This window comes from Mycobacterium sp. URHB0021 (genome assembly GCF_054057895.1).
This window is the reverse complement of sequence record NZ_JBSRZT010000002.1, coordinates 3,311,249-3,323,725: the sequence shown is the minus strand read 5'-3', so window position 1 is coordinate 3,323,725 and position 12,477 is coordinate 3,311,249. Positions and strand designations below refer to the sequence as shown.

Genomic DNA, 12,477 nt, shown 5'->3' with positions numbered 1-12,477 from the left:
GACGGTGAGTATTTCAGCGAAGGTCCGGCAAAGTCACGGGTTTGCCGGCGACACGTTTCGACGGCGCCGCAATGCGGGTAAAGATCCGGGTGCAGGTTTTGACCGCCCTCAGCGTGGTCGCCTCGCTCGTCATCGCACTCGGCGGCTGTTCCGCCGGCGAGCGGGTGGACCTCGGCGATCAGGCGTCGGGAAATCTGATCGCGGCGATCGCCGGTGAGCCCGACCAACTCGACCCCGAGAAAACCAGCGCTTACTTCTCGTTCGAGGTCCTCGAGAACGTCTTCGACACACTTGTCGAACCCGACGACAACCTCGAGATGCGTCCTGCCCTCGCCGAGTCGTGGAATGTCAGCCCGGATCAACTGACCTGGACATTCCATCTGCGTAAGGGCGTCACATTTCACGACGGCAGCCCGTTCACCGCGGACGACGTCGTCTACTCCTACCGACGCATCATCGACCAGCAACTGGCGCACGTGGACAAGTTCAGCGCCGTCACCGGCGTCACCGCACCCGATCCCGCCACCGTCGTGATCACCGTCAAGCAGCCGACCCCGAATCTGCTGACCAACCTGGGCGGGTTCAAGGGCATGGCGATCGTGCAGCGCAAGAACGTGGAAAGCGGCCAGATCGCCACGCACCCCGTCGGGACCGGACCGTTCGCGTTCAGCAGCCAGAAAAGCGGCGACTCGATCATGCTGAAGGCCAATCCGAATTACTGGGGTGGGCCGCCCAAGGTTTCTGGTGTGACGTTCGAGTTCATCTCCGAACCGTCGACCGCGCTATCCGCGCTGCAGGCCGGCGAAGTCGACTGGACCGACTCGATCCCGCCCCAACGCGTCGCGCAGCTCTCCGACGACGACTCCATCCGGCTTGCGGTGACGCCGAGCAACGACTATTGGTACCTGGCCCTCAACCAGGCGCGTAAACCCTGGGATGACGTCCGGGTCCGGCAGGCCATCGCCTACGCCGTCGACCGCGACGCGATCGTGCAGGCCACCAGCTATGGCACGGCCACCGCCAATGAGCTCGCGATCCCGAAGGGCAACCCCTGGTACACGCCATACGACACCTACCGCCATGACGTCGACAAGGCCAAGGAGTTGCTGAAAGAAGCGGGAGCCACCCCAGCCAACCTCGACATGCTGGTCACCACCGAATACCCGGAGACGGTGACCGCCGCCCAGATCATTGCGGATAACCTTGTGCCACTGGGGATCACGGTGAACATCCGGACCGTCGACTTCGCCACCTGGCTCGACGAGCAGAACAACGGCAACTTCGACATGCTGATGATGGGCTGGCTGGGCAACATCGACCCCGACGACTTCTACTACGCCCAGCACCACTCCAAGGGCTCGAGCAACGCGCAGAAGTTCTCCAACGCCGAGGTGGACCGGTTGCTGGATGCGGGGCGCGTCGAGACCAACCGCTGTGCCCGAGCCGACGATTACGCCAAGGCGGCGACGCTCATCGCCGACGAGGTGAGCTACATCTATCTGTACAACCCGTCGGTCATCCAGGCCTGGACCACGGGACTGTCCGGATACCAGGCGCGCCGCGACGGCGCCGTCCGGTTCCGTACCGCAACTCTGACTTCGGATGCGTCATGACAAACGTCGTCACCAGCCCGGTCGTCCGCTTCGTCGCACGCCGCGTGCTGTATTCGCTCGTGGTGCTGTTGGGGGTGCTCGTGGTGGTCTTTGTGCTGGTGCAGCTGGTGCCAGGCGACCCGGTCCGCATCGCGCTGGGGACGCGCTATACGCCGGAGGCCTACAACGCGCTGCGGTCGGCCAGCGGACTCGACCGCCCGATCGTCACGCAGTTCTTCGGCTACCTCGGTTCGGCGCTGACCGGCGATCTCGGGGTGAGCTTCCGCAACGGCGATCCGGTCACCGTGACCTTGCTCGAGCGGCTGCCCGCGACCGTCTCACTTGGCTTGGTGGGCATCGTGATAGCGCTGCTGATCGCGCTGCCCGCCGGCATCTGGTCCGCGCTGCACGAAGGCCGGTTCTCGGACGCGGTCGTCCGGGTCACCAGCCAGTTCGGGGTGTCGATACCCGATTTCTGGATGGCGATACTGCTGATCGCGTTGTTCGCCTCCACCCTCGGTTGGCTACCGACGTCGGGATACCGTCCGCTGTTCGACGACCCGGGCGGCTGGCTGCGCCACATCGTGTTGCCCGGCCTGACGGTGGGCCTGGTCGCCGGGGCGATCATGACGCGCTATGTCCGCGCCGCAGTACTGGAGGTGGCGGCGATGGGATACGTCCGGACCGCGCGGTCGAAAGGGCTGTCCCCCTGGGTGGTCACCTTCCGGCACACCGTACGGAACGCCCTGGTGCCGGTACTGACGATCACCGGCATCCAACTCGCGACGATCCTCGGTGGCGTGATCGTCGTCGAGGTGGTCTTCGCGTGGCCGGGCCTCGGGCGGCTGGTCTACAACGCCGTCGCGGCGCGCGACTATCCCGTGATCCAGGGTGCCGTGCTGTTGATCGCGGCACTGTTCCTGCTCATCAATCTCATCGTCGACGTGCTCTACGCGGTGGTGGATCCGAGGATCCGGTTGTCATGACGGTCGAGGCCGGGGAATCGACACGGGTCGCGTCGTGGCGTCTGCTGCTGCGCAATCCGGTGACGGTCGCCAGTGCGGCCGTGCTCGCCGTGGTCGTGTTCATCGCGGTTGCGGCCTCTTGGATCGCGCCGTTCGACGTCAACGACATCGACGTGCCGAACGCCCTGCGACCGCCGAGCTGCGGCCACTGGTTCGGCACCGACGAACTGGGCCGCGACGTGTTCTCCCGGGTGCTGGTCGCCACTCAGGCCTCGATGCGGGTGGCGACCGTGAGTGTGGCGTTCGCGGTGGTGGTCGGTGTGACCATCGGCGTGCTCGCCGGTTATCGCGGCGGGTGGATCGACACCTTGTTCATGCGGGTGGCCGACGTGATGTTCGCGTTTCCGGTGCTCCTCCTGGCGCTGGCCGTGGTCGCGATCCTCGGGCCGGGCGTCACGACGACGATCCTGGCGATCGGCATCGTGTACACCCCGATATTCGCCCGGGTCGCCCGGGGCAGCACGCTCAGCGTGCGCGTCGAGCCGTTCGTTGCGGTGTCGCGGGCAATGGGCACCGGGCACCTCTATATCCTCGGCCGCCACATTCTCCCGAATATCGCGGGGCCCTTGGTCGTGCAGACCTCGCTGTCGCTGGCGTTCGCAATCCTCTCGGAGGCCGCACTGTCGTTCCTCGGGCTCGGCATCCAGCCACCGCAGCCGTCGCTGGGCCGGATGATCTTCGATTCTCAGGGGTTCGTGACCCTGGCGTGGTGGATGGCGGTGTTTCCCGGTGCCGCCATCTTCGTGATCGTGCTGGCGTTCAATCTCGTCGGTGACGGACTGCGCGATGCACTGGATCCCAAGCAGCGCACCATGATCGAGGCGCGGAGGAAGCAATGACCGATGCTGTCCTCGGCGTGCGCGACCTGCGGGTGCGGATCGGCCGACGAGAAATCGTCCGCGGTGTGTCCTTCGATGTGCACCGCGAGCAGACGCTCGGCATAGTCGGGGAGTCCGGCTCCGGCAAGTCGATGACGGTACTGGCTGCGACGGGCCTGCTGGATACGCCGGGCGCCGGTGTCACCGGCAGTAGCACGCTGGGCGGCGCGGCAGGCTCGACGGAACTCGTGGGCGCCTCACCCAGATTGCTGCGCAGCGTGCACGGCAGCCGGATCGGTTTTGTGTTCCAGGACCCCGGCACGTCGCTCAACCCGTTGCTGACCCTCGAGCGTCAGATCACGGAATCGCTTGAGACGCATCAGAACTTGACGCGCAGGCAGGCGAGCGGCCGCGCGCTCGAGCTTCTGGATGCGGTCGGGTTGCCGGACCCGCCGACCCGGCTGCACGGGTACCCGCACCAGCTGTCTGGTGGCCAGCGGCAGCGGGTGATGATCGCCATCGGCCTGGCTTGCAGTCCCGAGGTCTTGATCGCCGACGAGCCGACGACGTCGCTGGACGTCACGACACAGGCCCAGATCATCGACCTGGTGCGCGACCTGCAGCGGGATTTCGGCACCGCGGTGGTGTGGATCAGCCACGATCTCGGCGTCATCGGACAAGTTGCCGATGAAGTGACGGTGCTGCGGAACGGCGAAGCCGTCGAAGAGGCGACGATCACCGACATCTTCGACACCCCGCGTAATCCCTATACGCGTGAGCTGCTGGCTGCCAGGCCGCTGCTCGGCGGGGCCGGTCCCCCGGCGGCACCCGAGGATGCCGAGGCGCTGTTGCGTGTCAAGGGGCTTGACGTTCGGTTCTCGGTCTCGACGCCCACGGGGAGGTCCACCGTCCATGCGGTGAAAGATTTTTCGTTCGAGGTGCGGCGCGGCGCCACCCTGGGCCTGGTCGGCGAATCGGGTTCGGGCAAGTCGACCGTCGCGGCGGCCCTCGCCGGCCTCGTCAAGCCCGACGCGGGGACGGCCATGCTGGACGGAAACGAGGTGTTCGGCGTCCGCGGCGGGCCGCAGAAGACACTGCGCCGCCGGATCGGCCTGGTTTTCCAGGATCCGTTCTCGTCGCTGAACCCCCGGAATCGGGTGGGTGGCACGATCGCCGAGCCGCTGCACGTGCACGGGCTCGCAAAGGGCAAGAAGGCGCGGCTGGCACGGGTGGCCGAACTCCTCGAACTCGTAGGTATGCCAACGTCTTTCGCCTCCCGTTACCCGCACGAACTCTCCGGCGGGGAGCGGCAGCGGGTGAACGTCGCCCGCGCGCTGGCCGCCGAACCGGAACTGCTCATCCTTGACGAGGCAACCGCATCGCTGGATGTCTCGGTGCAGGCACACGTCCTCGCCCTGCTGGCCGACCTGCAGCGCGAACTCGGGCTCACCTATCTGTTCATCGGCCACGACCTGGCGGTCATCCAGCAGATGAGCCACGACGTGTTGGTGATGCAGAACGGGGCCGCGGTCGAGTACCGGCCGGCGACTGAGCTTTTCGCCGCACCCGAACAGGAGTACACCCGCGCGCTGCTGGCGGCGGTTCCGCCGGAGCGCCCGCGCGCCGAGGTCTGATCCCCGGAAGGCCCCTGAGAGGGTCGTGCCATGACACAACTGGATGGCAATGTCGCGTTGGTCACCGGTGCTTCGGCCGGACTCGGCGCCGCGACGGCGAAGCTGTTCGCCGAGCGGGGCGCTAAGGTCTTCGGAATCGCGCGCGACGCCGACCGGATTCCGATCTCGCGGTGAACGCCGTATGCCCGGGCGGTATGCCGACCGCGCAGGCCACGGAGTTCACCGCGCCCGAGGGCGCCGACTGGGATCTGATCATGCGTATCGCATCGCCACGCGGGTTCATGCAAACGGTCGACGTCGCCAAGGCGATCGCCTTCCTGGCCAGCGACGACGCCGCCGCGGTCCATGGTGCGGTCTACCGCGTCGACAACGGGAAGGGTGCGGGCTGAACCCGTGACCGCGTCCGCGGAGTCCTTTGCCCCGTACTCTCGGCAACATTTGCGTGACCTCGGTCACGCAAACGATGATTCCGCTGCTCCCCGTCGCACAGTGTGATACAGCCAACCGCCAGCAAAATGCTGCCGGCGGAATTAATGCGCTGACCTCCGGGTTTAACAAGACATAGCCGGTAAGGGTTCACTAACTCGATCCGGTGAACAGAGGAAGGGAAAGACGCTCCACATGAAGAGGTTGGGATTTGCCGCCATAGCAGCCAGCGGATTGGCTGCTGTGCTGATGGGTTTTGCGGGGCCGGCTCAGGCCGAGCCTGACGCCGTGACCGACGTGGCACCGGTCATCGTCCCCACGGGGATCCATCATCACCACGACTGGCTCGATCACGTCGGCCCGCACGTCATCGTGCCGCAACTCGACGCGAACATGCACCAGAGCCGCTGACGCATAAGCACACGAGAGGGACACCCTAGGAGGGTGTCCCTCTTTTGTTGTCTAGGTAGGCGGTGATCGCATCGGTCAACGCAGACAGTTCGCGACCGACATCACGTGGTTCCGGGACAACCATTCTCGCCACCATCGTACCCATCAACGTGGTCCACATCAGATTGCCGACGGCATCGGCATGCTCGGCTTCGAGTCCTTCTGCGACGTAACGGCCCAAATCGGTCAGGGTGGAGAACAATTCCATCAGATGGCGTTTATCGACATCGGCGCGTGCGGTACGGGTAGCGATCAAAATCTCCAGTGCCGCAATCGATGTCGGACTCAGAAATGCCTCAGCGACCGCATTGACCACAAGCTCTGTCCTGACCCGGCCGGACTTGTCATGCAGCTTCGGCTGCACATCCCGCAGGCGGGCGAGCAGATCGTTGAAACCATCATCGACGACGGCCATCAGCAGTCCGTCACGATCGCCGAAGTGGTACTGGACGACTCCCCATGTCACCCCGGCACGTTCGGTGTTGTGCTTGGCACTTGCGGCGCCGAATCCCTCTTCGAGAACGCAGCGCACCGTCTCGTCGATCACCATCGCGCGCGTGCGATCGGCCCGAACCTGTCTTCCGCTCACGGGGCGCCGCGGGGTGACGTTGGTGGTCATCGCCCAAGCCCGTTACTTGAAACGGCCGGCGCAGCCCCGCAGTGACAGATCGGCACTCGTCAGGAGCCCCGGTGGCGCCGCCACCACCGACCGGATCGCGTTGAGCGCGGGCAGACCGGTGATGGTCATGCCGATCGAGGGGAAGTTGGCCGGGTTCGACAGGCCGACACCGGGCTTCGGGAAAATCATGTGCTTGTTGTAGATGCGGGGGTCACCCTTTATCTGAGTGATGTAGCAGCCCTTGATATCCCAATTGGGGTCGGTGTGCGGGTCATCTGCCATTCCAGATGCGTCTCGACCCGCGCCACCCCGTTCACCATGCCCTGATACTTGAGGTAGTTGCCGCCGAGCGATCCCCTGGGCAGGGTGTACCAGCCGAGATTCACGTCCTTGGTTCAGGCGCCCAACTCGTAGGAGAACTTGACCTCGTCGAGCTGGAGGTCGAAGCAGTCGGCCATCATCAGCACGCTGTCCGCGAAGACGCGGGTGTACTTCTCCAGCTTGCCGGGAATGCTCGGGTCATCCACCGGAAGCCCGTAACCGACCTCGATCCAGGTGTCCCTGCTGTGGTGGCACGACACGTCGACCGACTCGATCGTGGTGACGTTCTCGATCTCTGCGACGTCGGCCGAGCAGACCACACCGAGGATCTGGTTCACTCCGGGGTTCATCCCGGTGCCGTAGAAGCTGGCTCCGCCCTTCTCGCACGCCTCGGAGAGTAGTTGTGTCACCGGCTTTCCCGACGGGTGTGGATGGTTGGTGTCACGGTGCCAGCCGGTGATCCAGTCCGCGGTGGTGACGACGTTGATACCGGCCTGGAGAACTTTCACGTACAGGTCCTCGTCGGGAAAGACCCCGTGGAAGGTCATCACGTCAGGACCGGCAGCGATGATTTCCTCGACCGTGCCGGTGGCCGTGACCCCGATGGGTCCGAGGCCGGCGATCTCACCGGCATCACGACCAATCTTTTCCGATGTGTAGCAATGCAATCCGACCAGCTCGAGATCGGGGTGGGTGCCCAACCGCTTGATCATCTCGGTTCCGACGTTGCCGGTCGCCACCTGGAAGACGCGGACCGGTTCATGGGTTGCGATCAATTGTTTCGGCCTTTCTCGGATCCGGCGTGCAGTTCGGCAGCGCTGCCGCCGAGACCGACGGGGTAGAACTGGGTCGCCCACTTGCGGATGGCCGTGAAGCCTTCCATCTCGGAATTCGCCAGCGCGGGCGGATCCGAGTAACGCTGGTGCTGCCAGATGTGCACGTCCTGGGAGAACTGCCGAATGACCTCCTGCCCGAATTCACGGGCCTTGCTTTCGGCCATCGGCGAGGAGTCACCGGGCTTGCGGCCGATGTAGACCATTGAAGCGGACATCAGAGGTGCGTTCGTCGACCGGCGTGACGGCGGAGATGGTCCGGTTGTCGATCATGCCCCAACTCTTGGTCACGGCGATGCCGAGTCCGCCGTTGACCGCCTCGACGCCGCTCCCGACATCCTCGATCGACTGGCCCTCGTCGCCTTCGAAGGTGATGGTGAAGTCGACATAGGAAACGACGTCGTCGAAGTCGTGGCGGGTGAATACCGGCACGATCGGCGTCTGGTGCACGAACTTGAAATGCGCGAAGTCAACCCCGTTTTCGAGGACGTACTGCGGATGCAGTTCCAGCGTTTCGCGATAGAGCCGCTGTTGCGGGTAATAGGCGCCCACACAGCTGCCGTCGACGAAGCTCGCGAACACGTCGGGTGCGTCGAAAAACGGCTCTCGCCCCTAGATGTCGTGCCAGATGTACACCGACTCGTTGCGTTCGACGACGGGGTACGTGCGGATGCGGCGGCCCCGGTTCGGCCGCTCCTGGTACGGGATACAGACGTTGCGGCCCTCGTGATTCCACTGCCAGCCGTGGAACGGACATTGCAGGACGTCGCCCTCGACATGTCCCCCATACCCGAGATGCGCGCCGAGGTGTTCGCAGTACGCATCCATCACGGTCAGCTGTCCCGACCCGGCGCGCCAGCCGATCATCTCGCGGTCGAAGTACTTCATCACGCGGACGTCGCCGGGCTTGATCTCATCGGACCAGGCGACCTGGAACCAGCCCGTCGGCTTCATCGACAGCGGCGGCTTCGCCATGCGCAAAATGATAGAGGACTCAATGTAAAATCCCAGTGCGCGGTCGGCAGCCCTGCCTAGTGGACCGGACGGTGGCCGGCGGCCTCAGTGCTGAGGCCGCCGACGTCCGAGATAGACGGCCATCCCGATCGCACCGAAGCCCAATACCGCGATCACGGCCGCGGCGACGATCAGGAAGATGTCCCTGGCGGTGAGACCGGAGGGCGCATCGTCCGACGCGAGCACCAGGTGGTAGTCGCCGGGCAGCGGCGCCTCCTGCGGGTTGTCCAGGCCCGGATATTGCTGGGTCCGGTGTACCTCGAATTGCCGTTCCCCGGAGGGAGTCTGCGTCCACACGCCCCATGCCGGCGTGGCGCCGTCGAGCAACACCTTGCGCTCACCGAACTGAGGATCGTCACCGACGTCGACGATCCGCTGCACCCGGAACGGCTCGTAGGTCGCCTGCGAATAGCGCACCTGCACGGGGACGTTGTCGTAGCGCAGCACGGGCGGCGGAGGAGGCGGCAGCGGCAACCCGACTCCCGGGTAGTAGCCGCCGCCAAAGAAGCTACCGACCGCCACATCGACGGCCGTCTGCACGGCCGTGTTGACGATGTTGGCCGCGGTCGCGACCACGGCCGTGAAGCTGTACGCGGCGAATTGGGCGACCTCCAGCACGACGCGCGCCAGCGGGGGGATCCACACGATGCGCGGAGCGTTCTGATAGACGTAGACGACACGCACCGGGTCCCGATAGGGGTTCATCAGGATCGGCCGGTAGTAGTCGTCGTATTGGACCCAGTCCGGACTCCACTGCCGGATGGTGCGGTCCCGCACGCGGTCCACGCGGTCACTGCCCAGCCGGACCTCTGCGCTGGCCGCTGCGTCCACCCGCCGTTCGTTCACATCGAGGTTGAGCGAGCTGGCGAGCGCGTCGATGTCCTGTTCCGGCGCCGGATCCGGCTTCGCCTCAACGACTTTCGCGGTCTTGGCGATCTCGACGTCCTCTTTCGGCGCCTGCAGGGTCTGCGGCTCCGACCGCTCGATCGCCTTGGCCGCCTGCGAGACGCTCACCGTCGAGTCACCCGACGCGTCCGGCGATGCCGAGGCGCTCGTGGGGATCGCGGAGGCGGCTGAGGTTTCTCTGGCGGCTGAGGTGTCTCTGGCGGCTGGTGCCTGGCTCGTCTCCATACTGTTCTCGCCGGGCGCGAGCGCAGCGGTCGGGGCCACGCTCGCGGTGGCTGCCGCCGACGTGGTGGCGGGTGCGGTGCTGGACGGGCTCGGCACGGCGGATGTCGCCGGCGCGCGCTCTATGGTCACCGGCGCCTGTTCCGACGTCTCGGACGCCGGCCCGGTCGTCTCGGGCGTCGCGGGGGCCGCGACCCGCGGCGAAGGCCGCTCGGCGCTCGTCGCCGGCGGTGCGGTGGTCGTCGCCGGCGGTGTCACGGTCGTAGCCGGCGGGGCGACCGCGGTGGGTGCGGTCGTCATCTGGACGACTTGCGGAGGCGGGTCAGGCGCCTGCGTCTGGGGTGGCGCCTCGACTGTGGGCGCCGCCGTCTCCACGACGGGCGCCTTCGGTGGCGCCTCCTGAACCGGAGACTCCTGAACCGGCGCCTCCTGCACGATCGGAGCCTCGGGGGTCTTCGGCTGCGGCGCCGGTGCTTCCGGTTGGGGAACGGCGACCGTGGTCGTCGGCCCGGAGGGGTCCGTATTCGGCTTCGCATACGCCGGAGCAATGCCCCCGGTCAGGGCCGTCAGTGAAATCACAAGGCCGGACGCGAGACTGACGACGGCCGTTCGCTTTGAGCACAAATCACTCGGTGCACGCATGTGCATCGACTCCTATTACCTCACGGAGCGTGGCGGTTCCCGCCACGCGCCATGCGCAGACAACTCCCCCGACGCTGGGCCTGGACCAGCAGATGCCGCGGCTATCGTGCAGGTGCGGTCGCCGAAGCGCCGCCCAGCGCACTCAGAAAATTCATCGTTGATTCGGAGGAACCGTTACAGCCGCGGACGCCCGAATTCGAGAGGTGTTCCTCAGATCCTCGTCAGCGGCAAGTACACCGGCTGCGACCAGCCCGGCGCGAGCTGGCACGGCGCGGCATCGCTGTTGTGGAACGTGCCGTGCTGCGCTGGGACGTCGACCTTGTAGATGACAGTTCCGGGCGCGGTGCCGTCGTTGTTGCATTTGGTGCCGTACGGAAGATGACCACGAACGTCTACAGTCCGTCCACTGGGTGGGCGTTCGCGCTCCAACCTGTGCTGTCGGCGACGTGCGCGCAGCCGGCACCACACGAACTGACTGTCCACAGCGACTGCAGACCGGGCGCGATATGCAGGAAGGTGCCTGCGAAATCGTCCGCGTTGGCCGGCCCGGCCAAGCCGATTGCAGCGCCGGTAAGGAGTGCACCCGCGGACGCTGACGTGCTGACTCTCATGGCGCCTGCTGCGTGCCGCACGACTGACGACGTGATGAGGCTGTCACGTTCGGCCACCGTCTTCAGGGGTATCGGCCTGTCACGGCGTCGGCGTCGGCGGCGAGGCGGTCGACGACGTCGGCCAGACCGGCGAAACCGGGGGCCGCGGCCATGTCGTCGGCGATTCGCCGGCTGGCCTGGCGGTATCGCGGCTGTTTCAGCACGGCAAGAATGTTGCGGTGCAACGCGCCCGGCGCCGGGCGCTCGCTGCGGATCCGGCGTCCGACACCGGACCATGCGACGCGCGCGCCGACTTCCGGTTTGTCCTCTTTGCCTCCGGTGACCACGATCGGCACGCCGTAGCGCAGGGCGTACTGCACACCGCCGTATCCGCCGTTGGTGACAAAGACGGCGGTCCGCGGGAGCAAGTCGTCGTACGGCAGGAACACCGCCGCGCGCGCATTGACCGGAAGGGGTGGCAGCGTGTCGAGCGGGCGACCACCCGTGGCAACCGTCACCAGGACATCCTCGTCGGCAAGGGCGCGCAACGTGGGAGCGATGACCTGGCCATAGTCGGTATTGGCGACTGTGCCCTGACAGACGTGCACCACCGGCCGTGTCCCGTCGAGATCGCCCCACCACTCCGGCAAAGGAGCTTGTGAACCGGTGGCGTTGAGTGGCCCGATGAAATGAAGTTCCTCAGGGGCATCGGACCGGGGATATTCGAACGCCGGCACGGTGAACTGCACGATCGCGTCGGCCCGCGTGGGCCAGTTCATCAGCCAATACGGCATACCCGTGCCGTGCACCTCCCGGTAGAGATCATCGACAATCTGGTTGGCCCTCAAGACGATCCGGCGGTTCAGCGCGCTCAACGCGTTGTTGCGTTGCTTGTTGAACCAGCGGGCAGGCGTCAGCCCGAGACCGAACGGAGCGGTGTCCGGGCTGTCGAAGGTCAGTGGAATGACGCCGCACACGATCGTGGCGGGACGCTGCGGCCGTGGGTGCCCGAGGAGCAGTGCGCCGCCGAGGAAAGCGGGATCAGTCAGCACCGCATCGGCGGGCTCTGCCGCATGGGCCGCCATTACGGTTCGGTACTGCGCTGTGGCCGGGTGGGCGAACACACGCTCGACGTCGAAGGCGACGGCCTTGACTCCCTTCAACTTCGCCCGCTCGGGAAAGCGGGTGTCGAGATCCAGGGCGGCGAAGTCCGCTTCGGGCGGCAAGGGGGTGTGCGAGGCGCCCGTCGCGACGACCTTGTCGGCGAACTGGGATCCAGTGATGAACCGCACTTGATCGCCACGCTCGACGAAGCCCCGCGCGGCGCTGAGCAGCGGCGTGACGTGGCCATGGGCGGGAACGCTGGCGATGATGATCGACGACAC

The 12,477-nt window shown here is 66.0% G+C and carries 9 protein-coding genes and 3 pseudogenes; 7 read left to right on the top strand and 5 right to left on the bottom strand.

Annotation, left to right across the window (positions count from 1 at the left end; all coding sequences use genetic code 11):
• Positions 1–71 precede the first annotated feature (71 nt).
• The 6 genes and pseudogenes from ACVWWN_RS18595 to ACVWWN_RS18570 all read left to right on the top strand — a co-directional run bounded on the left by ACVWWN_RS18595 (position 72) and on the right by ACVWWN_RS18570 (position 5,906).
• On the top strand, positions 72–1,613 hold the full coding sequence (locus ACVWWN_RS18595; RefSeq protein WP_457149180.1) for an ABC transporter substrate-binding protein: 1,542 nt from the start codon (positions 72–74) through the stop codon (positions 1,611–1,613).
• Positions 1,610–2,578: an ABC transporter permease gene (locus tag ACVWWN_RS18590; RefSeq protein ID WP_457145174.1), complete on the top strand. Its 969-nt coding sequence runs from the start codon at positions 1,610–1,612 to the stop codon at positions 2,576–2,578. The genes ACVWWN_RS18595 and ACVWWN_RS18590 overlap by 4 nt, the downstream gene beginning before the upstream one ends.
• The gene (locus ACVWWN_RS18585; RefSeq protein ID WP_457145173.1) at positions 2,575–3,456 is read left to right on the top strand and encodes an ABC transporter permease; all 882 of its coding nucleotides are present in this window, start codon (positions 2,575–2,577) and stop codon (positions 3,454–3,456) included. The genes ACVWWN_RS18590 and ACVWWN_RS18585 overlap by 4 nt, the downstream gene beginning before the upstream one ends.
• Entirely contained in the window at positions 3,453–5,069 is a 1,617-nt protein-coding gene (locus tag ACVWWN_RS18580; protein ID WP_457145172.1) for a dipeptide ABC transporter ATP-binding protein, read from the top strand. The genes ACVWWN_RS18585 and ACVWWN_RS18580 overlap by 4 nt, the downstream gene beginning before the upstream one ends.
• Positions 5,070–5,099: 30 nt before the next feature.
• Positions 5,100–5,458, top strand: a pseudogene (locus ACVWWN_RS18575) (SDR family oxidoreductase).
• A 232-nt stretch (positions 5,459–5,690) separates the two neighbouring features.
• Positions 5,691–5,906, top strand: a complete 216-nt coding sequence (locus ACVWWN_RS18570) for a hypothetical protein (protein ID WP_457145171.1) — start codon at positions 5,691–5,693, stop codon at positions 5,904–5,906.
• A gap of 25 nt (positions 5,907–5,931) precedes the next feature.
• On the opposite strand, the gene ACVWWN_RS18565 is transcribed toward ACVWWN_RS18570, so the two are convergent.
• The 4 genes and pseudogenes from ACVWWN_RS18565 to ACVWWN_RS18550 all read right to left on the bottom strand — a co-directional run bounded on the left by ACVWWN_RS18565 (position 5,932) and on the right by ACVWWN_RS18550 (position 9,746).
• Positions 5,932–6,495 (bottom strand): TetR/AcrR family transcriptional regulator, encoded by a 564-nt coding sequence (locus tag ACVWWN_RS18565; RefSeq protein ID WP_457145170.1) that lies wholly within the window; start codon positions 6,493–6,495, stop codon positions 5,932–5,934.
• A gap of 81 nt (positions 6,496–6,576) precedes the next feature.
• Positions 6,577–7,598 (bottom strand): annotated as a pseudogene (locus ACVWWN_RS18560) (NAD(P)H-dependent amine dehydrogenase family protein).
• 59 nt (positions 7,599–7,657) lie between these two features.
• Positions 7,658–8,693: pseudogene (locus tag ACVWWN_RS18555) on the bottom strand (Rieske 2Fe-2S domain-containing protein).
• Between the two features lie 84 nt (positions 8,694–8,777).
• Positions 8,778–9,746 (bottom strand): hypothetical protein, encoded by a 969-nt coding sequence (locus ACVWWN_RS18550; RefSeq protein WP_457145169.1) that lies wholly within the window; start codon positions 9,744–9,746, stop codon positions 8,778–8,780.
• On the opposite strand from ACVWWN_RS18550, the gene ACVWWN_RS18545 reads away from it, so the two are divergent.
• Complete coding sequence (locus tag ACVWWN_RS18545; protein WP_457145168.1) at positions 9,724–10,263, top strand: hypothetical protein; 540 nt, start codon at positions 9,724–9,726, stop codon at positions 10,261–10,263. The genes ACVWWN_RS18550 and ACVWWN_RS18545 overlap by 23 nt on opposite strands.
• A gap of 912 nt (positions 10,264–11,175) precedes the next feature.
• Here ACVWWN_RS18545 and ACVWWN_RS18540 read toward each other — a convergent pair.
• A complete protein-coding gene (locus ACVWWN_RS18540) occupies positions 11,176–12,477 on the bottom strand; it encodes a glycosyltransferase (RefSeq protein WP_457145167.1) in 1,302 nt (433 codons plus the stop codon).